The following is a 22,270-nucleotide window of genomic DNA, read 5'->3' on the forward strand; positions in this document are numbered from 1 at the left end:
AGACCTTGCGAAGGAACTGTCATGAGCCGAATCAGAGTTGCCGTCGATGTCGGAGGGACTTTCACCGACATCTGTATCATGGACGAAGACAGCGGAGCGATCCGCATCGAAAAAACCGCCTCCACGCCTGACGATCCCATGCAGGCCATCATGAATGGCGTGGAGCAGGGGCGCATCGATCTTTCGGAGGTAACGATGTTCTCTCATGGTACGACGGTCGCCACCAATGCGCTGATCACCCGCCGTCTGCCGCGCACCGCAATGGTCTGCAGCGAGGGTTTTCGTGACGTTGTAGAGATCCGTCGCGCCAACAAGGAAGATCTCTGGGACACCTACAAAGATGTCGCCAAGCCCTATATCCCGCGCCGCGACCGGCTGACCGTCCGGGAACGGGTCAGTGCCGAGGGCACGATCCTGGAAGCGTTGGACGAAGAGGCCGCGCGTCGTGTCGCGGAGATTCTCAAGAAACGGCAGGTCAAGTCGATCGCCGTCTGCTTCATGAACTCCTATGTCAACGGCGCCAACGAGCGCCGCATGCGTGAGATCCTGAAGGAGGCAATGCCGGATCTGCCGGTCTCGATCTCCTCGGAGGTGATGCCGGAAATCTTCGAGCACGAACGCTTTTCCACCACCATGGCGAACGCCGTCTGCGCCCCGGTCGTCGTCGACTACGTGTCGCGTCTCGGAGAAAAGCTTGCCGACGCCGGATACAAACGAGATCTCCTGTTGCTGCACAGCGGTGGCGGGGTCATGACGCCCGCGAGCGTCAAGGATTTCTCAGCCCGGCTCGCGGGATCCGGCATCGCCGCCGGAGCGATCGCAAGCCGCTTCATCGGAAATCTCTGTGGCTACCCGAACTCGATCGGCTTCGACATGGGCGGCACCAGCACCGACGTCTCGCTGGCCTGGAACGGGGAGTCGCGCATCACAAAGGACTGGTACATCGAATTCGGATATCCGATCCGCTTCCCCTCCATCGAGGTATTGACCATCGGTGCGGGCGGCGGGTCGTTGGCATGGCAGGACGAGGGCGGCAGCTTGCGCAACGGACCGCAGTCCGCTGGCGCCTTTCCAGGTCCGGCCTGCTACAAGAATGGCAACCGCATTGCCACCAACACCGATGCCAATGTGGTGCTCGGCCGTCTCGGCACCAGCCTTGCGGGCGGCAAGATCACGCTCGACCCCGCTCTGGCCGCCGAGGCGGTTCAGGAGACGGTGGCGGAACCCTTCGGCATGGAACTCCACCAGGCGGCCGAGGCGATCATCGCCGTCGCCAACGCCAATATGGGCAATGCCGTCCGGCTTCTCTCCATCAGCCGAGGCTACGACCCGCGCGACTTTGCGCTGGTCGCATTCGGCGGTGCTGGCGCTTTGCACGGAGCGGCTGTGGCCAAGGAGCTTTCGATTCCAACCGTGATCGTACCGCCCAATCCCGGCGTTACCTCCGCGCTCGGTTGCCTTCTCGTCGACGTGCAGCACGATTTCTCCGAAAGCTTCATGGCCGATGCTTCGACTGTCTCGCCCGCCGAGATGCAGGCAGCCTTTGTTCTGATGGAAAAACAGGCGGTTGAGCGTCTGGGCCATGAGGGCGTGGCGCAGGAAGACATGGCGCTGCAGCGCACGGTCGAGATGATGTACCAGGGCCAGTGGCGCTCGCTCGCGGTGTCAGCCCCGGCGCGCATCGAGAGCATCTGCCCGCTGATCGAGGCATTCCACAACGAACACGAGCGCGAGTTCAACTACCGCCGCGAAGACGCGCCGGTATCGATCTTCCGCATCGCGGTCAAGGCGATCGGCATCGTCCCGAAAGCCGAGATACCGCGACACGGAGTCTTGCCTCATGTGCCCGAGCCGCTCGGCCGCCGCGGCGTCTGGTTCGACGGCGTATCTCATGATGCGGCTGTCTATGAACGCGACCAACTCAGCGCCGGCGCTGCCTTTGCGGGACCCGCCATCGTCGAACAGTTCGATTCCACCACCGTGGTTCCGCCGGGAATGAGCGCGACCGTCGATGGCTTCCTGAACATTCTCATCGTGACGAAAGGCTGAAACATGACAAAGCTGATTGAAACGAGCCCTGGCCTCGATCCGGTAACGTTCGAGGTGCTGAAGAACTCCTTCATCACCACCGTCGACCAGATGGCCGAACAGATGCTTCGCACCTGCTATTCCTTCGTCATCTACAACCGAGACTTTTCGAATGCCCTGCACGACGCCGATGGCAACTCCGTCGCCCAGGGCAACTACGACATCGCGGTCCATGTCGGCACATTGCACAACACGTGTAAGGAAGTGATCCGGGTCTTCGAAGGCGATATGGCACCCGGCGATGTCTACGCAATCAACGATCCTTATGCCGGCGGTACGCATTTCAGCGACGTTCGGCTCGTCCGGCCGATCTTCGATGAAGACAAACTGATCGGCTTCTCCCAGTCGAACGGACACTGGTCGGATCTCGGCGGCTCGGTGCCGGGTTCCTTCGACGTCACCGCCCGCGACATGTTCCGCGAAGGGCTGCGGATAACGCCGCTGCGCCTTTTCCAGCGCGGCCGCTTCTGCTCCGATGTTGCCAACATGATCGCGGCCAACACGCGCGATCCCGCATCGATCATTGGCGACATCCATTCCCAGGCGCAAGCGACGCAGGCGGCCGAGCGCGAACTGCTGCGGCTGGTCAAGAAGTACGGGCGCGGCCAGGTCATGCGCGGTATGGAGGAGGTTCAGGACTACGTCGAACGTGCCGTGCGAAAGCGTCTGGCGGAGCTGCCCGACGGCACCTGGGAGACGGTCGACTACATCGACCGGGATCTCGGTGCCGGCGAGGGCATGATCCCGATCCGCATCAAGATGACGATCAAGGGCGACACGATCCACTACGATTTTACGGGAAGCCACTCGACCATTGCCTCGATGTATAATTCCGCACCGGGCGCGACCTTCTCGGCCGTGGTCGCCGGCATGAAAACCTTCTTTCCGGACCTCCCGCTCAACAGCGGGTTTTACCGGATGATCGAGGTGACCGCGCCGAAGAATAGCATCGTCAGCGCGGAATGGCCGGTGGCGGTGACCGGGTTCCTGATGCCGTTTGAAAAGATCATGAACGCGATCTTCGAGATGTGGTCGAAGATCATGCCCGAACGCGCTATCGCCTGCGCCTTCAACCTCGAATATCTGCTGGCCGGGGGACGGGATGCGCGCAAACCCGAAAAGCCGATCTTCATGTTCTACGAATGGCTGCCTGGCGGCTGGGGCGGGCGCAACGGCAAGGATGGTGCCGATGTCACAACCGCCTGCTTCGGAACCGGGCTGATGTCGCAGCCGAACGAAGGCAACGAGCGGGTCAATCCCACTCGGACGCTCGAGTTCCAGATCAAGCAGGATTCAGCCGGGCCCGGCAAGTGGCGGGGCGGCGTCGGCGTGCAGAAGACCTCATCGCTGCTTGAGGCTGAAAATGCCGTCATGTCCTATATTTGCGACCGCGAGCGTGCTGTCGTCTGGGGTGTCGAAGGAGGCCTGCCGTCGATGCCCCACGGCTTGACCATGAAGCGCGCCGGAGAAGAGACCGAGATCTGGCTCGGCTCCGTATTCTCCGATTACTCCGTCCACACAGGCGACCAGTTCGCTCGTCCGACGGCCGGCGGCGGTGGTTTCGGCGATCCACTGCAGCGCGAGCCCCGCAAGGTGATGGAGGACGTGATCGACGACTACGTTTCCCTGGAGCGTGCCAGGACTGACTACGGTGTGGTGATCCGCGAAATCGACCGCGACCTGTGCCAGTACGAAATCGACGAGACGGCGACCGAAGCCTGCCGTGCCGACATCCGGGCGAAACGGAAGGGCTGGGCACGCATGGATCCCGAGGAGGTCGCGCGCAAATACCGCTCCGGCGAGATCGATACGCTCGATGCGGTTCGGCACTATGCCGTGATCCTCGACTGGGAGACCGGCGAACTACTTCCCAAAACCACCGCCCAATTCCGGGAGAGTTTTGAGAAACGGACCGTCACCCACTGGGTCTGAGCGCCAGCGAGCGCGCCGCAATCTTGCGGGCGCTCGCGGGATGCCAGAGTTATCTGTTTTTTCGATACCATATTCAAAGAATTACTATTTCACAGGAACCTAAAGCTGGAGCAACAATGTCGCAGCGCCGCGAAGGTTGGCTGCTCCGAGGGGTATGACAGATGGCACCAGGCGTGGGACGATCGTTCACCGCGGCCAGCACACTTGAAGAGGCAATGGCAGCACGCCGGCAGGGCGCGGTGGTGCTTGCAGGCGGCACCTGGATGATGCGTGATCCCCAACGCGGGGTCGACCTTCCCGACGCGGTGGTCGCACTCGACCGAATACCGGCCTTGTCCAAGGTCGAAATCGACTCGGACCATGTCGTGATCGGTGCAGCTGTTACCCACGCAGTCCTTGGCCGCGCGTTGCATGGGGCAGCGGGCTTCGAAGGTCTGGTTGCCGCGGCGGAGAACGCGGCCAATCCCGGTATCCGAAGGGTCGCCACCGTGGGCGGCAACATTTGTGCCCTCGACTTTGCCGCCGCCGATCTCGCCCCTGCGCTTCTCGTCTGTGAGGCGACGGTGGAGCTGGAGACGTTCGAAGGCCCAAAACTCATCGGTATTTCGGATTTCCTCAAAGACAGGCATGCGCTGCTGGCAGAGGCGATTGTGACGAGAATTCATCTGCGCCGCGACCTTGTCGCAAGCGCGCATATCCGCCTGCCGCTTCGGAAGGCTGGCGACTATCCGGTCGCCGTCGTCTCGCTTGCGGTGGACAAGGACAAACGATGTCGCATCGCCGTCGGCTCGGTGGAGCCGGTAGCGCGGCGCTGGACGGCGCTCGAACAGGCGATGAGGGCAAGCCAGGCCTCCGCGCTCGATCCGGAGCGCGCTGCCGGGCTTGCACTAGAGCACAATGATTTTCAGGGCCGCGACGGCAGGGAAGCGGAGGGTTGGTACCGGCGCCAGGTTCTTCCGCCGCTGGTCAAGCGCGGTGTTGCCGCACTTCTCAAGACCGAGGGCCTGGCATGGTTGTGACATTCCAGCTGAATGGCGAGGACTGCAGCTTTCACGGCGATCCGATGACGCCGCTCGTCGACATCTTGCGGCGGGAACGATTCCTGACGGGGACCAAAGCCGTGTGCCGCGAAGGCTTCTGCGGCGCCTGCACGGTGCATGTCGACGACGAAGCGGTGCCGTCCTGCCTGAAGCCGATTGGCCTGGTCCAGGGATGCGCGGTCACGACCGTCGAGGGATTGAGTTCCGGAAACCAGGCGCTGCATCCGCTCCAGGCCAATCTAGAGGCCGCCGATGCCGTGCAATGCGGCATGTGTTTTCCGGGAATGGTTATGAGCCTTTCGGCGTTCGTGCGTGACAATCCGCATGCGAGCCGTCCCGAAATCAAGGCCGCGATGGTCGGCAACATCTGCCGCTGCACCGGATATGAGCGGATCGTCGACGCCGTGGCCGACTGCCTTGACCAAGCGCGGAAGGCTGGCCAGTCGGTGGGAGGTCTCCATGTCTGAGCTGTCCGCCACCGTGATGAATCTTCCCCGCCGCGATGCGCAGGACAAGCTGCGCGGGCGGACGAAATACACCAACGACCGGGTTCGCCCCGACATGTTGCATGCCGTGCTGCTGCGGTCGACCGTTTCCGCGGGGCGTATCCGCAAGCTCGATGTTTCGGCGGCACTTCGCTGTCCTGGCGTGCGCGCGGTGGCGACCGGCGCCGACGCGCCAGGCCTCTACGGCATCGGCATTGCCGACCATCCGCTCCTGGCCATCGACACCATCCGCTATCATGGCGAGCCAATCGCCGTCATCGCCGCCGAAACGGAGAAGCAGGCGCGGGCGGCGCTTGCCGTCATCGTGCTTGAGATCGAGCCGCTGGCACCGGTGTCCACCATGGCCGAAGCGCTCCAGCCCGCAGCCCGTCTCGTCCACGAGGGCTGGCGCGGCTATGAGGCGATCACCGAGGGCGGCGCACGTGCCGGCAACATCGCATGGGAGGCAAAATCCAGCCGCGGCGACGTCGATGCGGCCTTCGCCCGTCCCGACATACGCATAGTCGAGAGCAGCTTTACCGTCGGCCGGCAGAGCCATGTGCCTTTCGAACCGCGCGTTGCCATCGGCTCCTGGGAGGACGGCCGGGCTCACATCCAGACCTCGACGCAGGTGCCTTGGACAGTTCGCAACGTCACCGGAAGGGTCATGCAGCTTGCGCCCGGGCGTGTGCGGGTCACCGTGCCGCCTGTCGGAGGCGGGTTCGGCCTGAAATTCGATGCGTCCATCGAGCCGATCACGGCACTTCTGGCGCGGATGACCGGGCGCACGGTGGTCCTGGAAAACACCCGGCAGGAAGAGATGGCAACCTGCCTCTGCCGCGAGAATGCGGAAATCCGCATCCGCTCCGCTGTCACTGCCGAAGGATACATCGCCGGACGCGAGGCGGTCGTGCTGATGGACTGCGGCGCGTATGGCGGCGAACAGGTTTTCCTGACAACGATGACGGCGCACACGCTGGGCGGCAATTACAGGGTTGGCGCAACGCGGCTCGTCAGCCGCGCCGTATACACCAACACACCACCCAACGGCGCTTTCCGAGCTTGCAATGGCGTCTACAACACCTTCGCGTTGGAGCGACACACCGACGAAATCTGCGATGCGCTAGGCTTCGACCCAATAGAGTTCCGGAAGAAAAATGTCCTGGGAGATGGCGATCTCGGTGCCACGGGGCAGGTTTTCGAGGCCGACGTGCTGGGTCCGATGCTCGATCGCATGGAGACACTGCGCGCCAGCACCGGTACATCAGAGGCCAAGGCCGACGGCAGGCTCTATGGAATTGCGACCACGGTCGGCACATGGTTCGTTTTCGTCGGGCCTTCGGCGGCGACGGTGAATTTGAACGCCGACGGCAGCGCAACGCTGGTCACCTCGGGTGTGGAGATCGGATCCGGCACGATGGTGCAATCCCTGCCGCAGATCGTGGCTGGGCAGCTCGGGCTTGCTCCCGACCAGGTGATCGTGCGCGAAGCCGATACGGATGCCGCCGGTCTCGATGTCGGCGTTGGCGGTGGGCGCACCACCGTGTCCATTGGTGCCGCGAGCATCGCCGCCTGCGCGGAAGTGCGAGAGAAGCTGCTGCGGACCGCCGGCGAGATGCTCCAGACCCGACCGGAAGACCTGGTGCTGCGGGACGGTCGTGTCGAGATCACGGGACTTCCCGGTTCCGGCATGTCGATCCCCGCTGTCGTCGCCCATGCGCAGGCAACCACCGGCCCGATCACCGGAAGCGGAGCCTTTACCGCCAGGAACACTCCGGCAATGTCCGGCTGCGCGATGGGGCATTTCATCGATGCGCTCGACATTCCCGTCTTCGTCGTTCACGAGGCCGAGGTGGCGGTTGATCCAGACACCGGCCATGTCGAGGTGCTGGCCTATCGCGTAGTTCAAGATGTCGGCCGCGCGCTCAATCCGCGCGCCATCCTGGGCCAGATACAGGGCGGCGTGGTACAGGGGCTCGGCTATGCGTTGCACGAGGAGGTGACGCTCACCGCCGACGGACGCATCGCGCAGGACGATTTCGAGACTTATCGCCTGCCGCTGGCGCAGGATGTGGTTCCGGTCGCCGCCGACCTTTACGAGGGCGCGCCGTCGATGGGGCCTCTAGGCGCCAAGGGTGCGGGCGAGGTCCCGATCCTGGCGGTGGGCGCGGCAATCGGCTGCGCTGTGGCACGCGCCATCGGCAAGCCGGTACGGCAGCTGCCAGTGACGCCGCCACGCGTGCTTCGACTGCTGCATGAGCGCGAACCACCGCCGGAATTCCCGCACATCGCCCCCGGCTGGGCGTTGAACACTCTGGGCTGAGGCAAGTAAACCATGGTCACCCTGAACTGCGACATGGGCGAAAGCTACGGCAACTGGCGCTTCGGTGACGATGCCGGCATCATGCCTCATATCGATTGCGCCAACATCGCCTGCGGCTTCCACGCCTCCGATCCATGGACGATGCTGAAGACCGTGCGGCTCGCCCTTTCGCATGGCAAGCGGGTCGGCGCGCATCCCTCCCTTCCCGATCGTGAGGGGTTCGGCCGGCGCGAAATGAGACTTCAGCCGGAGGAACTGACAGCTGCCTTCCTCTATCAAATCGGTGCTCTGACAGGGATGCTGGTCGCCGAGGGCGGGCAACTCAGCCATGTCAAGCCGCATGGCATCATTTACGGCATGGCCGCGCACGACGTCGACACTGCCCGGGCAATTGCCGCGGCGGTCAAGCCGTTCGGCGTCCCTCTCTTCGGCATGGCGGGAACCTGTCACGAGACGGCGGCAGCCGAACTCGGCGTTGCCTTCGTGGGCGAGTTCTTTCCCGATCTTGCCTACGCTCCCGGCGGCAGCCTGATCATCCCGCGCGTCCAGTCGGCCATCGACCTGACGCTTGCCGAGCACCGCATGATAGGGGCGCTTACTCGAGGCGAACTCGTCACGACAGACGGCACGATCCGCCCGGTCGACTTCGACACCGTCTGCATCCACTCCGATCCGCCGAATGCGCGCGACGTCGCCGCGCTGATGCGGCGGATCATCGACACTCATTCCAACGGCCTGCCATGATTCATTCTCCCGAATCGTGAAAGCTCCACGCAGGGGACTCGAGGACTATCTCGAACTCACTGCCCGAACCATTTCTCCAAGCCGCTGAGGACTTCCATGGATGCGCTTTCCAACTCTCTCGCCGCCGCCGACATCGCCACCACCATGCACCCCTACACCAACCTGCGTCAGCACGAAGAAACCGGGCCGCTGATCATCAGCCGCGGCGACGGCATCCGTGTGTATGACGAACGCGGCAAGGAATACATCGAAGGGCTGGCCGGGCTCTGGTCGGTGGGCGTCGGCTTTTCGGAAAAGCGGTTGGCCGACGCTGCCTATCAGCAAATGCTGAAGCTGCCCTACTACCACACCTTCTCCTCCAAGGCGCATGAGCCATCCATCCGGCTCGCGGAGAAACTCGTGGAGATGACGCCGGAAAACCTGACGCGTGTCTTCTTCACGTCGTCGGGCTCGGAAGCCAACGACACCATCGTCAAGATGATGTGGTTCATGAACAACGCGCTGGGCCGGCCAAAAAAGAAGAAATTCCTGGCACGGACCAAGGGCTATCACGGCATCACCGTCGCCTCCGGCAGCCTGACGGGCTTGCCGGTCAACCATCGCGACTTCGATCTGCCGGCCATTCCCGTTCGCCACCTGACCTGCCCGCACTTCTATCGCTTCGGCATGGCAGGCGAAGACGAAGCCGCCTTCACGGCGCGCCTGCTCGCCGAGCTGGAAGCGGTGATCGCCGAAGAAGGGGCTGACACCATCGCAGCCTTCATAGGAGAGCCGCTCATGGCAGCCGGCGGCGTTCTGCCACCGCCGGTCGGGTACTGGGAAGGCGTGGAGAAAATCTGCCGGGCAAATGATATCATTCTGATAGCGGACGAGGTGATCTGTGGTTTCGGGCGGCTTGGTACGCCCTTCGGCGCTCAGAAATACGGCTTCACGCCTGATATCATGACGGTCTCCAAGCAAATCACGTCGTCTTATATGCCGCTTGCCGCCGTCATTTTCTCCGATGCGATCTATCAGGCGATCGCCGACAACACCGCCACGATCGGCAATTTCGGCCACGGCTTCACGGCGTCAGGTCATCCGGTCGCGACGGCAGTGGGTCTCGAAAACCTGGCCATCTTCGAGGAGCGGGACCTGATCGGAAACGCGGCCCGCCTCGAGACGTCGTTCCAGGCCGGCATCCGCTCATTTGCCCATCACCCGCTTGTCGGTGAAGCGCGGGGCACCGGTCTTATCGGCGCCGTTGAGCTGGTGGCAGACAAGGCGACGAAACGCCCCTTCGCCAAGGTTGGGCGCGCAGGGGGTATCGCAGCAGGGATCGGCCACGAGGAAGGCCTCATCTTCCGCGCCATCGGCGATCAGCTCGCGCTCTGCCCGCCGATGATCTCGACAGAAGACGATGTGAAAGAAATCATGACGCGCATGGGCCGGACGCTTGAGCGCCTGACCGGTGCGGTTGCCAAGGAGGGACTCGAATGACCCGCATGAAAGCCGAACCGGTCGTCCATATCGACGACGAACGCTTTCGGGTCACCGAATGGCGCTTTGCCGCCGGGGCCGAGACCGGCTGGCATATCCATGGCCATGACTACGTCATCGTGCCGCTTACGGACGGCAAGCTCGGTCTCGAAGGCCCGGACGGCGCGCAGTCGCAAGCCGCCCTCACTCAAGGGGTGCCCTATTCGCGGCGGACGGGTGTGGCCCACAACGTCATCAATGCCGGCGATGCGCCGCTCGCCTTTCTGGAGGTCGAGGTCGTTGAGGCCGGCGACCTCGCAGCCAGGCGGCTCGCCGTGCTCGACCGGTTCCTCGCAGCCTGGAACGCCCGCGACGTGGGCGCGCTGATGGACTGCATGGCTGAGAATTGCGCTTTCCACGGCTCGGCTGGACCCGATGCCGAAGGGCGCAAGCATATGGGGCGTGACGCCGTGCGCGCCGCCTATGCAGCGCTGTTCGATGCTTTCCCGAAGGCCGCGTGGACCAGAGGACGGCACGTCGTGACGGGCGACACCGGGCTTTCATCATGGCGCTTCGTCGGCACCACGGCAGCGGGGCAGCAAATCGAAGTCGACGGCTGCGATATCTTCGCTTTCTCGGGGGAGCTCATAGCGCTCAAGGATTCCTACCGCAAAGCGCGAGGGTAGCGAAAATCTGAATTCATCGGGCAACGAGGGCGGTCCAAGCGGGCCGCCCTCGTTTTTTGTCCAAAGGCAAGATCCTCAAAAGATGAAAGGGCCGGGCTTACCCGGCCCATCTTCTTACTTGAGCAAGGCTTCCATCGGTACCGGCTCGGAAATCGTCCAGTTGCCTACAACACCCGGCTTGCCGGCCTTGGTCTCGACGATCAGGTACCGCGTCTGGTTCTGGTGATGCAGTTCCGGCGTGAAGGTACGAGGCCCGAACAGCGTCGGCTCGTTCTTCATCTTCTCCAGTTCCGCGACGACGGCGTCGGCATCGGTCGTGCCTGCACGCTCCACCGCCTTGGCCCAGACGTCGACCATGACGTAACCCGGAAAGACATACTGGCTCGAGGGATCGGCGCCTGTCTTCGCCTTGTAGGTGGCATTGAACTTCAGCACTTCCGGATTGGGATCGTCGCCATAGATCGATCCCTGAACGGGGACGTAGAAGTTCGTCAGATCGGGCACAGCGGATAGCCAATAACTACCGTCGACGCCCGAGCCATTCAGGATCATGGAGTTGATGCCCGCGGCACGAAGCTGCTTGATGGCCGAGACAGCGCCCGGCATCATCGTGCAAAGCATGATCGCATCCGGCTCCTTCGGCAGAGACTTGATGCGGGTGATCTGCGCGGCGATGGAGGCGTCCTCGTTTTTGAAGGTGTCTTCACCGACAAGCTTCGCGCCCTGGGCTTCGAGCTTCGGCATCATCCAGTCGAAGCCGTCGCAGATGCCCTTGTTGTAGGCCGTCCAGGTATCGAGCAGACGGTAGAAGTCCTTTGCGCCTTTTTCCTTGAATGCCCACTCGGCCATGGTCGCGCCCTGCACGGGCGCCAGCACCGACGCGGAGAAGCTGTGCGGGCCGACACCCTGGATACCGGCCTTGACCGATTCCGCGCACAGGAAGAAGGAGATACGGCCCGCGTCCTCGGCCGCGAGCGCAGCCGGCGATCCGAAGTCGTAGTCGCACGAGACGACCACGAGATCCGCGCCCTGGTCGAGCACGGAGAGGCCCGCCTTGGCGCCTTCGGCCCGGTCGGACTTGGTGTCGGCCTTGACGACCTTGATCTGCTTTCCAAGCAGACCGCCAGCCGCATTGATCTCGTCGATGCGGATCAAGGCCGCCTCCTGCGCAGGCTTGTCATAGGCTTCCATGAAGCCCGACTCCGCAGTGGCGAAGCCGATGACGATGGTCTTGTCATCGGCCAGGGCCGGGTATGCGATGGACATCGAGGCCAGAGCGGTTGCGACAATTCTCATTTTGTATGTCATGCACGTCTCCTTTTTGTTTTCCGGTCGGGCTTGTGCCGCCGGTCACTTGTTGCGACTGCTGCGGGGTAAGGTGATCTCGCGGTTGCCCATGAGTCCGGATGGGCGAAGCGCGAGGATCACGATCATGATGACGCCGAGGGCTATTTCCTGAACCCCTTTCGGGAGGGCGAAAGTGGACTCGCCGAGCGATACGCCTGCCTCCAGCCAGCGCAGCGCCTGGATGAGGGCGGACAGCAGGACGACACCCACCACACCCCCCGACAGGCTGCCCATGCCGCCGACAACGAGCATGGAAAGGGTGATGAAGGTGAGACCGAGATAGAATGTGTCGGGTGTGACCACGCCGATGGAATGAGCCATGAGCGCACCGCCCAGCCCCATCACCGCGCCTGATATGACGAATGCCACCAATCTTTCCCTGGGAATGTCGATACCGGAAGCCGCGGCGGCGGTGGGCTCGTCGCGGGCAGCACGAAGGGCCAGGCCGGACCGGGAGATCGCGTGCGCCCAGGCGATGAAGATCGCGACCACGGCGCCGATGAGATACGGCCAGATCACGCGTACGATCGGAATGCCGACGACCGATGAGGTCGCTCCGGTCACGCTCTCCCAGTTGGAATAAATTGTGTTGATCATGGCGAGCATCGCGAAGGTCGCGATCGAAGCCGCGATGCCCGATAATCGCATCAGCACCCGCCCGAAGATGAGAGCGGCGAGGGCGGCGAACAATGCTGCCAGCGTAGCCGATTGCCAGTACGGCAATCGGGTCGCCAGCAGCCATTCGGGCAGTCCCGGCAGCGAACCGCGTTTCATCATCGGATTGATGGTGAGCCACGCGGCCGCGTAGGCGCCAAGGCAGGTGAAGCCGATATGCCCGAAGCTGAGAACGCCCGAATTCCCGATAAAGATGTATAGGCCCACGACGAGGATGACACGGACGAACACGTCGATCACCGTCTGGTTGAAGGGCCGCGATCCGGTCATCACCGTGATCAGCGCGATGGCCAGCAGCAGCAGAGAAAGCAGGACCGGTGTCAGGATTGTGCGGCGGGCAAGCGCGAAGCGGGCGGGCTTTCGCTCGGCAGCCGGGGCACCGGCAGCGGTAGAGTTGGTGAGGGAGGCGGCGACACCCATGAAATCAGATCCTTTCCTTGGTGCCGCGCGCGGCAATAAGACCCTGTGGGCGGAAGAGGAGGACGAGGATGACCGCTCCATAGACAAAGGCATCGCGGAATGGCCGGGCGTCGATGGGCAGCATGACTTGCATGATCACCGAGGCGGCACCCAGCAGGAAGCCGGCGAGCACGGCTCCCCCGAGGCTGCCGAGGCCGCCAATGACGGTGGCGATGAAGGCCATCAACATGATCGAGGCGCCCATCTGGATGTCCAGCGTGCCTGTCTGGGCGCCAAAGATCAGTGCAATGGCGGCGGCCAACGCGCCGGAGAGGGCGAACGCGCCCATGATAACCCGGTTCGCACGCACACCCAGCATTCGGGCCATCGAGAAGTTCTCGGCCGCCGCCCGCATCTCCAGGCCGAAGCGGGTTTGACGCAGGAACAGTGTCAGGCCGATCAGGATGACCATCGTGGCCACGATCGTTATGAGCTGGAGGAGGGGAAGCCTGGCACCAAGGATCTCCACCGGCTGGGACAGTTCGGGCAGCAGCGAGATCGATTTCGGCCGACTGGAGAAAAGCATGAGCAGGAAGTAGCGAATGACGAAACCGAGCGCGAAGGAGGCGATCATCATGGTTGCCGGATTTGCCTGACGGAACCGCCTGAAGACGACGATTTCGCACAGCACCGACAGCCCGGCCCCGCAGAGGAGCACGAATGGCAACAGCAGGTACCACGGCAATTGGCCGGCGAAGACGATGGCCATTGCGTCCGTAGACGGCCATAACAGGGCGAAGACGCAGAAGGCGATGACGTCGCCATGCGCGAAGTTCACGAGCCGCATGACGCCGAAGATGAGGGCAATGCCGAGCGCCCCGAGCGCATAGAGCGAACCAAGCGAGAGTGCGTCGAACAGGATCTGAAGCATCTCAATTGTCCTCGTAGCCGAAATAGGCAGCCTGGATCGCCTCGCCATTGCCGAGCGTCCGCGCGTCGCCATCGAGCACGATCTGTCCGCCACGCATCAGGATCATCCGCCCGCCCACCATCATCGCCCGGGCCGAGCTCTGCTCAACGATCAGGAGCGTGAGCTGGCGCTGCGCACGCAGCGCGATCAGCCGCTCGTAGACCTGGTCGTTGATGTTGGGGGCGAGGCCCAGTGAAGGCTCGTCGATGGCTACAAGCCGCGGATTGGTCATCAGCGCGCGGCCGATGACCAGCATTTGCTGCTGCCCGCCGGACAGCAATCCCGCCTGCCCGTGCCGCCTCTCTTTCAGCATCGGGAAGGTTGCGTAGACGGCTTCGAGTTCGTCGGCCGCTCGGCTGCGCCAGCCGCGTTCGCGGGCATGCATGCCGGTTCCGACCAGAAGGTTCTCTTCGGTCGTCAGCGAGCCGAAGACATCGCGCCCCTCCGGCACCATGGAGAATCCGAGCCGGGCGATGTTCTCCGGCGCCTGGCCGGTGATCTCATGACCAGCAAGGTCGATCCGGCCGCCCGCCACCGGCGTAACACCGGCAATCGCGCGCAGCAGCGAAGACTTCCCGGCTCCGTTCGGGCCGGTGATGAACAGGATTTCTCCCTCGTCCATGGAGAAGGAGACATTGCGGACCGCCGTGAGACGGCTGTAGCGGATGGTGATATCGGAAAGGGCGAGCAGGCTCATTCCATCGCCTCCAGCACAGGCAGGTCGGTGTTCGCGGCCGTGCCCATATAGGCGTGGCGCACCTTCTCGCTGTCGCGGATCGCGGCAGGCGGTCCTTCCTCGATGATCGCTCCGGAATCGAGCACGACGATATGCTGGCAAAGGCCGAGCACCAGCCCGACATTGTGCTCGATGAGCAGGACACCACAGCCGAGATCGCTGGCGATGTGTCTTATCAGGGCGGAAAGCTCCCGCGCCTCCAGTGCGCTCATGCCAGCCGCGGGCTCGTCGAGCAGGATGTATGCGGGCCGTCCCATCAAGGCGCGGCCAATGGCGACGCGGCGCTCGTCCGTGTATGGCAACGTTCCGGCGATGCGGGTACCCAGCGCACCGATGCCTATCCAGTCGAGCATCGCTTCCGCTTCGGCGATGGCAGCGCGCCGGCTCATTCCCAGGCCAACGCCCGTTACCTCCAAATTGTCCAGCACAGGCAGGTCGCGGAAGAGCCGCCCACCCTGAAAGGTGCGGGCAATGCCGCGCCGCCGGACCTGATGCGGCTTGAGACCCGTGAGTGCTTCCCCGTCGAGCTTGATGGTGCCTTCCGTCGGTGCCTGGAAGCCGGTCAGCACGTTGACGAGCGTGGTCTTGCCAGCGCCATTCGGGCCGATGAGGCCACTGATGCGGCCGGGCGTAATTTGGAGGTCTACCGATGACAGGGCCTTCAGCCCCGCAAACGATACCGAGACGTTCTCCGCGCTCAGATGACTCATGACCCTTTCCTTCTTTCTACCGACGGAAAGGCGCGAAGCATCCGGCCTTGCGGCCAGCCACGTTGCAAATGTCTTCCCCTGTCGGTTCCGGCGGTCTCTAGCGGACTGCTCGGGTGCCAAATTCACGCCGTTGCCCGGCGTCGTCTTGTCGTTTCGCGCACCGGATTTTGTCTTCCGCCACGCGCGGTCGGTTTTGGCCGGCCGATCTCCTCGCCTCCGGCTCCTCCGCCGGCATTCCCGGCTGACGTCAGCCGGCCAGATGCCCTTCAGCGCGCGCCAGCGCGCCGCGCTGTTCGGTTCGCGCGGCAAGCGCGTCTTCCAGCGTCACCGGAACGAAGCGCGCCGGGGTGTGCGGCTGGAGTTGGGCGATAAGGTCCATGTCGGCCGATATCACCACGCCCAGCATCATATACCCGCCACCCGAAACCGCGTCCCGGTGAAGAACGATCGGCTCCGTGCCACTCGGCACTTGGACAGATCCGTAGGGATAGCAGGCATCGACGATGTTCGAGGGGTCGGAGCCCGCACCGAAAGGCTGCTCGCGCTCGACGAATTCCAGCGGCGTCCCGCCGCGGAAGCGATAGCCGATACGGTCGGCTTCGGGCGCGACCTTCCAGGTTTCCTCAAAGAACCGATTGCCGGCAGCCTCAGTGATCCGATGCCAGTATATGCCGGGAAGCATTCTGAGTTCCGCCGGGCTATTGCGCGCGCGGCGCAGATTTGCAGGCAGTGAAAGACCGGCTTTGCCGGAACCTTCGCCGAGGGGAAGCTCATCGCCCGCCTTCAGCGTGCGGCCCTGATGGCCGCCGAGTGCGCCCAGAATGTAAGTCGAGCGCGAACCGAGAACCACGGGTACGTCGATGCCGCCGGAGACGGCCAGATAAGCGCGCGCGCCGCTCTTGAGGAAGCCGAAGGAAAGCCGGTCACCGGCCTTCACCGGAAAACTTTCCCACGTCGACCGTTCCTCGCCATTGAGTTTGGGTGGGAGCTCTCCACCTGTGACGGCGACGACCGCGGATTGGGTGAATTCGAGTTCGGGACCCATGAAAGTGGCTTCGAGCACCGCGGCACCCGGATCGTTGCCGACAAGCAGGTTTGCGATGCGTGTCGCAAAGCGGTCCATGCCGCCGCCTTCTGGAATGCCGACATGATAGTGGCCGGGTCGGCCAAGGTCCTGCACGGAAGTGGAGAGGCCGGGAGAGATTACCTTAACGGCCATTGATAAGCTCCATCAGCTTTGCATTGGTGCCGTAAATGTCGCTGTTGAAATCCTTCAGGCTGAAGGTGCACTCGCGAACCGTCGGCTGCCACCGATTGGCTTCGATTTCCTCAAGCGTGGCGTCGTAGTCATCGCGGCCAATGGCCTTGAACTTGACGATGTCGCCTGGCTTGAACAGGCACATGTCATCGGCGAGGTAGCGCACCTTCCTGGTCGGGTCGTAGATCGGGGCCGGGGTTATGCCATACATCTGGTAGCCGCCAGCGCCGCGTACCGAATAGATCGCTGCAAAGCAGCCGCCATGGCCAATGGTGAGCTTGGGAGTATCGGTGCGTGGACGCAAGTATTTCGGCGCCTGAATCTGTTTCTTGCGCTCAACCATCTGGTACAGGAAGGGCAGTCCGGCGACGAAGCCGACCATCGATACGAACCAGGGCTGGCCGGAATAGGCCTCGATAAACTCTTCCACCGTGGCGTAGCCGTTGATGCGTGCCGAATATTCAAGATCGGTTGAGGAGGGGTCCTGGTGGCGCTCGCGGAAGCGCAAGCAGGTTTCACGCGTCCATGGATCCTGGAAATAAACCGGCAGTTCGATGATCCGGGTCTTCAGCACCGGGTCCGACTTCGAGGCCGCCTCTTCCATCGACTTCAGTTCGCTGAGCAAATCCTGCGGCTTGACGATGTCGGGGTTGAAGCGAATCTGGAAGCTGGCGTTGGCTGGGCAGATCTCGGTGACGCCTCGGATGCCTGCCGTACGCACCGCATTGGTCATCGAAAGGCCGGTAAAGAAGGAGGTGAGCGACATTTCTTCGGACACCTCGCCGAAGATATGTTCGTCACCGCCGAAGTTGAATCGTATCGACATCGGTCCTCCTTAACCCGCCAATGCTGCGGCGTTTTCGATGAGCCAGCCTTCCAGCCAGCGGGTATGCACGTCTCCTGCCCGCATCGCCGGATCGGCGGCCAGCGCAAGAAACAGCGGCTTGGTGGTCTTGAGCCCGCCGATCTTCAACTCGTTGAGCGCGCGGATCAGGCGCACTATCGCCGCCTCGCGCGTCTCTGCATGCACGATCAGCTTGGCAAGCAGCGAGTCATAAAAGGGCGGCACCTGATAGCCTTGATAGAGCATCGAATCGAAGCGTACGCCCGGACCGCCGGGAATGCGAAGCTCGGCCACCTGCCCGGGGAATGGAGCGAACTCCTTCGCCGGGTCTTCGGCATTGAGCCGGACTTCGATCGCATGCCCTTTGACGGAGACATCGCTTTGCCGGATCCGCAGCTTCTCGCCGCCGGCGATGCGAAGCATCTCCGCAACGAGGTCGATGCCGGTGATCGCTTCGGTGACCGGGTGCTCGACCTGGATACGGGTGTTCATCTCGATGAAGTAAAAGCGGTCTGCTTCATCGTCGTAAAGATACTCTACCGTGCCGGCACCAGAGTATTTGACCGCCTTGGCCAAGGCGACCGCTGAAGCGCAGAGCTCTTCGCGCAGCCTGTCTGAAAGTGCGCGCGACGGCGCCTCCTCCCAAACCTTCTGGCGTCGCCGCTGCAGCGAGCACTCCCGCTCGTAGCAGTGGATGGCATCGCTTCCGTCTGCCAGCACCTGCACCTCGATATGGCGGGCCTTGCCGATCACCTTTTCCATGTAGAGACCACCATCGCCAAAGGCGGCGAGGGCTTCTGCTTCGGCCTGAGGAAAGGCTTGTTCGAACTCGGCAAGCGAGTTCGCGATGCGGATGCCCCGCCCGCCGCCGCCTGCCGCCGCCTTGATCATCACCGGAAAACCGGTTGCGGTCAGCACCTCGTGGCCAGCCTCGAGGCCCTCGACCCGGCCAGCCGAGCCTGGCACGACGGGGACACCTGCAGCGGCAGCGGCCGATCGCGCCGAGACCTTGTCTCCCATCATCCGGATCGCATCTCCCGACGGGCCGACGAAGACCAATGCAGCGCCTGTGACCGCGTCGGAAAACGCGGCATTCTCGGCAAGGAACCCATAGCCTGGATGAACACTGTCGCAACCGGTGTCGCGGGCAGCCTTCAGAATTGCTTCGACATTGAGATAGGACTTCTTTGCAGCTGGTGGGCCGATGTTGACCGCTTCATCCGCAAGCTGGACGTGGAGCGACTCGGCGTCTGCGGCCGAATACACCGCCACGGTGGCGATCCCCAGATCTTGCGCGGCCCGGATGATCCTGACCGCTATCTCGCCCCGGTTGGCAACCAGAAGCTTTTTCAGCATCAGTCGAGATCCGCAATAGGTGCGCCGGCCATGATGGGGTCCTCATTGTCGGCAATGAAGCGGATGTTCGTACCGGCCGTCTCGGCCCTCACTTCGTGGAACGACTTCATCACTTCGATGAGACCGATTACGTCTCCGGCGGACACCGCGTCGCCATCCGCCTTGTATGGCGGCTGGTCTGGCGAAGCGCTGCGATAAAAAGTGCCGGGAAGAGGTGAAAGAATCTGGGCCATAAAAAGCTCCGGAAAACTGCGGACAGACTAATCTGGAACCGCCCGCGCGGGCGGGTTCGGTCGAGTTCAGTGCCAGGGGGCGATTGCGGTGCGCACGGCCCGGGCTATTTCGATGGCGTTCGGCGTATCGGAATGCACGCAGATGGTTTCGCAGCGTACAGGGAAGAAACTGCCGTCCTCTGCCGTGCCCTCGCCCTCCCTGATGGCGCGTACGCACCGCTCGGCCATCTCTGCGGGGTCCTTGGCGTCATGAACGCGTGTCAAGATCAGCTTGCCGGAGGCATCGTAGTCGAGATCGGCATAGAACTCAGCGACAAATGGGATACCGCGCTCTTGATAGATCTTCTCATGCAGGGTGCCCGTCATGCCGAAGAGGGGTACGCCGAAAATCTCTGCCGCGTCGCACACGCCATGGGCTATTGCCTCCTGCTGCATGGCCATGAAGTAGAGGCTGCCATGCGGCTTGATGTGGTGGAGTTCCACACCCTCGGCCTTGAGGAAGCCGGCAAGCGCTCCCACCTGGTAAATGATGGTGTTCCTGACTTCTTCGCGGGTCATCCGCATCTCGCGCCGGCCGAAACCCTGAATGTCGGGCAAGCCTGGATGGGCGCCGATCTTTACGCCACTCGCCTTGGCGCTGCGGACGGCGGCGTGCATGTGATCCGGATCGGAAGCGTGAAAACCACAGGCGACATTGGCAACGTCGATGATGGGCATCATGCCCATATCATCGCCAACCTTGTAGAGGCCAAAGCTTTCGCCCATGTCGCAGTTTAGCGTCACCGCCATCGCATTGTTACCCCTCGAAGCTGCCGTCTTTGCGGCGTTGCAGCATTTTTTGCGCATGCGAGGGCATTTGTGAAATAGTAGTTTATTGATTGTCATATCAAAAAAACAGATAATGGTTCTGGGCCAGGGCGCACCATGACCATCACCTTGAAACAGCTGGATTATTTTATCGCGACCGCCGAGAGCGGACAGGTCAGTCATGCCGCGGTGGAACTCAACATCTCGCAATCGGCGGTCACTGCGGCGATAAAGACGCTCGAGGCTGACCTGGGCGTACGGCTTTTGGAGCGTAACCACGCTGGCGTAAGACTGACGATGGAGGGCGCGCGGTTTCTTGAACATGCGCGTGTTATCACCGGGGCCGTCGCTGCCGCCGTCCGAAGCCCGTTGCGCGATAGGAAAGGCCTGGCGGGCAAGCTGCGGCTGGGCATGACCTACACGGTCGTCGGCTACTACATGTCGCGCCACTACGCGCGCTTTCGAAAGACCTATCCCGAGATCGAGGTCGAGGTGCTGGAATTGCCCCGAGACGCTCTCGAAAGCGGCTTGATGTGCGGGGACATCGACATGGCCGTGATGCTGGTGTCCAACCTGGAGCACACCAAGGAGTTGGCGCAGGAGGTCTTGATGCGGTCGAACCGCCGGCTCTGGCTTTCGGCTGATCATCATCTGCTCGCGCGGCAGGAGATCAGCCTCGCCGATGTGGCGGCGGAAGATTATGTCATGCTGACGGTTGACGAGGCACGCACGACGGCCGCCCGTTACTGGGATGCCGCGGGCCTTTCGCTCCGCGCCGTCCTTACCACCAGTTCGGTCGAGGCCGTGCGGTCGCTCGTGGCTGCCGGCATGGGGGTCACTGTCCTGTCCGACATGGTTTACCGCCCCTGGTCCTTGGAGGGGCAGCGCATCGAAGTGCGCGGGCTTGTCGAGCCCATCCCCACTATGGACGTTGGCCTTGCCTGGTCGCGTGACAGATCAATCGAACCGGCGGCTGCGGCCTTCCGGGCCTTTATGTCCGTAACCATGGGCGGCGGCGGCTAATCTCCTGCCGCCAGTCAGGCGCTATGGCTCAGGCTCGCTGGTTGAGCAGCGGAGCATGCCGCGCTCAGGAGCTGATGCCTCGCATCCTCAAGGGGGATTTCACCTTTGTCGCAAATTACCTCGTCATCGTCGTCCCTCAGGTTGCTCCCGACAAACAGAAGGAATTCTTGGACAGTCTTATTGGTCACCTCGGACCGGAACCGGAGAAGTTTCTCATCGGCGGGCGGTGACTTCACGGTTGCGGGCTACGATCTGCTCGTGGCGGAGGGGAGGCGTCGCCTCCATGAAGCCCTTGATCAGCGCGTCGCGAATTCCGGGTGCGCGCGCCTTTTCCGCCGTGGACAGCGCATCCTGAAGATCAGGCAACGTCAGTTCCGTGCAGTAGGCGGGCGTGCCCGGTTGCTGGCGCCAGGAATTCGCGAGATCGCCGGCATCAAGTGCGTCGAAACCGGTCTCGTTCACCAGTTCGCTTGCGATCGCTTTGGCATGCACATCATCGCCTGCGACGGGGATCGCGATGCGTCCGGTCATTCCGGCCGCTGCGCCACTTTCTGCGAGCGTTTGGGCGAGGACTGCATTGAATGCCTTGACCACTGGCCGGCCGAGTTGTTCGCTGGACCACACGCTTTCCGGCTTCCCATCGTCAACCTCCGCGATATTCCCGTCGCGCATGGGATAATAATTGGAGGTGTCGATCACGACCACGTTGGCTGGTACATCGGCAAAGAGGCCGGCGACATCGGGGATCTTCGCAAATGGGATCGATAGAACGATCGCCTCGACATCCCTGGCTGCTTCGTGCGCGGCAACCGGGAGCGCACCAACCTCCGTCGCTTTCTCGCCGATGTCCTCAGGCCCCTTCGAGCCCGCCAGCTTCACCGCGTGTCCGGCGGCTGACAGCTTTCGTGCAAGGGTGGTGCCGATATTTCCCGCGCCGATAATGCCGATCTTCATGCCGATTTCCTTCCAGATAATTGTGATTATGAGCTCAGCGCATGGTGCGCTGATCTATTCCGTATTGAGCGGACATCCAGAGGGTCGCGCAGGGCGGTGCTGCCGACGGAGCAGCCCGCCTCGAAACTCGTATAGCTCGCGGCATCTACTGACGGTGCGCGCCAGGCGCCAGGCAGGTTGCGGTGCTCGTTGCCCGGATGCA

General features: G+C 62.8%; 21 protein-coding genes. 10 read left to right on the forward strand and 11 right to left on the reverse strand.

Annotated features, from left to right (window positions below):
• The first annotated feature begins 21 nt into the window (after positions 1-21).
• The 8 genes from EN990_RS00840 to EN990_RS36555 all read left to right on the forward strand — a co-directional run bounded on the left by EN990_RS00840 (position 22) and on the right by EN990_RS36555 (position 10,756).
• Positions 22-2,049 (forward strand): hydantoinase/oxoprolinase family protein, encoded by a 2,028-nt coding sequence (locus EN990_RS00840; RefSeq protein WP_063171490.1) that lies wholly within the window; start codon positions 22-24, stop codon positions 2,047-2,049.
• Positions 2,050-2,052: 3 nt separating this feature from the next.
• Positions 2,053-4,020, forward strand: coding sequence for a hydantoinase B/oxoprolinase family protein (locus tag EN990_RS00845; RefSeq protein WP_127384529.1), 1,968 nt, complete (start codon positions 2,053-2,055; stop codon positions 4,018-4,020).
• Between the two features lie 161 nt (positions 4,021-4,181).
• Positions 4,182-5,039, forward strand: a complete 858-nt coding sequence (locus EN990_RS00850; protein WP_013533166.1) for an FAD binding domain-containing protein — start codon at positions 4,182-4,184, stop codon at positions 5,037-5,039.
• The gene (locus EN990_RS00855) at positions 5,030-5,527 is read left to right on the forward strand and encodes a (2Fe-2S)-binding protein (RefSeq protein WP_127368827.1); all 498 of its coding nucleotides are present in this window, start codon (positions 5,030-5,032) and stop codon (positions 5,525-5,527) included. Before EN990_RS00850 ends, EN990_RS00855 begins: the two co-directional genes overlap by 10 nt.
• On the forward strand, positions 5,520-7,868 hold the full coding sequence (locus EN990_RS00860) for a xanthine dehydrogenase family protein molybdopterin-binding subunit (RefSeq protein WP_127368828.1): 2,349 nt from the start codon (positions 5,520-5,522) through the stop codon (positions 7,866-7,868). Before EN990_RS00855 ends, EN990_RS00860 begins: the two co-directional genes overlap by 8 nt.
• A gap of 12 nt (positions 7,869-7,880) precedes the next feature.
• The gene (locus tag EN990_RS00865; RefSeq protein ID WP_127368829.1) at positions 7,881-8,612 is read left to right on the forward strand and encodes a LamB/YcsF family protein; all 732 of its coding nucleotides are present in this window, start codon (positions 7,881-7,883) and stop codon (positions 8,610-8,612) included.
• A gap of 96 nt (positions 8,613-8,708) precedes the next feature.
• Positions 8,709-10,091 (forward strand): aspartate aminotransferase family protein, encoded by a 1,383-nt coding sequence (locus tag EN990_RS00870; protein ID WP_127384527.1) that lies wholly within the window; start codon positions 8,709-8,711, stop codon positions 10,089-10,091.
• Positions 10,088-10,756 (forward strand): nuclear transport factor 2 family protein, encoded by a 669-nt coding sequence (locus tag EN990_RS36555; protein WP_127370413.1) that lies wholly within the window; start codon positions 10,088-10,090, stop codon positions 10,754-10,756. The genes EN990_RS00870 and EN990_RS36555 overlap by 4 nt, the downstream gene beginning before the upstream one ends.
• Before the next feature lie 114 nt (positions 10,757-10,870).
• Here EN990_RS36555 and EN990_RS00880 read toward each other — a convergent pair whose 3' ends face one another.
• From EN990_RS00880 to EN990_RS00925, 10 genes are all read right to left on the reverse strand, one after another.
• Positions 10,871-12,064 carry an ABC transporter substrate-binding protein gene (locus EN990_RS00880; protein WP_013533160.1) on the reverse strand — a complete coding sequence of 398 codons (1,194 nt, stop codon included), beginning with the start codon at positions 12,062-12,064 and terminating at the stop codon, positions 10,871-10,873.
• Positions 12,065-12,106: 42 nt separating this feature from the next.
• Positions 12,107-13,198, reverse strand: coding sequence for a branched-chain amino acid ABC transporter permease (locus tag EN990_RS00885; protein WP_013533159.1), 1,092 nt, complete (start codon positions 13,196-13,198; stop codon positions 12,107-12,109).
• A gap of 4 nt (positions 13,199-13,202) precedes the next feature.
• The gene (locus tag EN990_RS00890; RefSeq protein WP_245461077.1) at positions 13,203-14,156 is read right to left on the reverse strand and encodes a branched-chain amino acid ABC transporter permease; all 954 of its coding nucleotides are present in this window, start codon (positions 14,154-14,156) and stop codon (positions 13,203-13,205) included.
• Positions 14,110-14,844: an ABC transporter ATP-binding protein gene (locus EN990_RS00895; RefSeq protein WP_013533157.1), complete on the reverse strand. Its 735-nt coding sequence runs from the start codon at positions 14,842-14,844 to the stop codon at positions 14,110-14,112. The genes EN990_RS00890 and EN990_RS00895 overlap by 47 nt, the downstream gene beginning before the upstream one ends.
• Complete coding sequence (locus tag EN990_RS00900; protein ID WP_013533156.1) at positions 14,841-15,593, reverse strand: ABC transporter ATP-binding protein; 753 nt, start codon at positions 15,591-15,593, stop codon at positions 14,841-14,843. Before EN990_RS00900 ends, EN990_RS00895 begins: the two co-directional genes overlap by 4 nt.
• A gap of 247 nt (positions 15,594-15,840) precedes the next feature.
• Positions 15,841-16,812, reverse strand: a complete 972-nt coding sequence (locus tag EN990_RS00905; protein ID WP_127388228.1) for a biotin-dependent carboxyltransferase family protein — start codon at positions 16,810-16,812, stop codon at positions 15,841-15,843.
• Positions 16,802-17,677: a carboxyltransferase domain-containing protein gene (locus EN990_RS00910; RefSeq protein ID WP_013533154.1), complete on the reverse strand. Its 876-nt coding sequence runs from the start codon at positions 17,675-17,677 to the stop codon at positions 16,802-16,804. The genes EN990_RS00905 and EN990_RS00910 overlap by 11 nt, the downstream gene beginning before the upstream one ends.
• 9 nt (positions 17,678-17,686) lie before the next feature.
• On the reverse strand, positions 17,687-19,051 hold the full coding sequence (locus EN990_RS00915; protein ID WP_013533153.1) for an acetyl-CoA carboxylase biotin carboxylase subunit: 1,365 nt from the start codon (positions 19,049-19,051) through the stop codon (positions 17,687-17,689).
• Positions 19,051-19,284 carry an acetyl-CoA carboxylase gene (locus EN990_RS00920; protein WP_013533152.1) on the reverse strand — a complete coding sequence of 78 codons (234 nt, stop codon included), beginning with the start codon at positions 19,282-19,284 and terminating at the stop codon, positions 19,051-19,053. The genes EN990_RS00915 and EN990_RS00920 overlap by 1 nt, the downstream gene beginning before the upstream one ends.
• A 66-nt stretch (positions 19,285-19,350) precedes the next feature.
• Positions 19,351-20,073 carry a LamB/YcsF family protein gene (locus tag EN990_RS00925; RefSeq protein WP_013533151.1) on the reverse strand — a complete coding sequence of 241 codons (723 nt, stop codon included), beginning with the start codon at positions 20,071-20,073 and terminating at the stop codon, positions 19,351-19,353.
• Between the two features lie 135 nt (positions 20,074-20,208).
• Here EN990_RS00925 and EN990_RS00930 point away from each other — a divergent pair, with 135 nt between their 5' ends.
• Complete coding sequence (locus tag EN990_RS00930) at positions 20,209-21,114, forward strand: LysR family transcriptional regulator (RefSeq protein ID WP_013533150.1); 906 nt, start codon at positions 20,209-20,211, stop codon at positions 21,112-21,114.
• Positions 21,115-21,188: 74 nt separating this feature from the next.
• A complete protein-coding gene (locus EN990_RS00935; RefSeq protein ID WP_196815386.1) occupies positions 21,189-21,344 on the forward strand; it encodes a hypothetical protein in 156 nt (51 codons plus the stop codon).
• Here the strand turns inward: EN990_RS00935 and EN990_RS00940 are convergent.
• Positions 21,328-22,068: an NAD(P)-binding domain-containing protein gene (locus EN990_RS00940; RefSeq protein ID WP_127366734.1), complete on the reverse strand. Its 741-nt coding sequence runs from the start codon at positions 22,066-22,068 to the stop codon at positions 21,328-21,330. The genes EN990_RS00935 and EN990_RS00940 overlap by 17 nt on opposite strands.
• Positions 22,069-22,270: the final 202 nt, after the last annotated feature.

The organism is Mesorhizobium sp. M7A.F.Ca.US.005.03.1.1, assembly GCF_003997975.1.
Lineage (GTDB): Bacteria > Pseudomonadota > Alphaproteobacteria > Rhizobiales > Rhizobiaceae > Mesorhizobium > Mesorhizobium ciceri.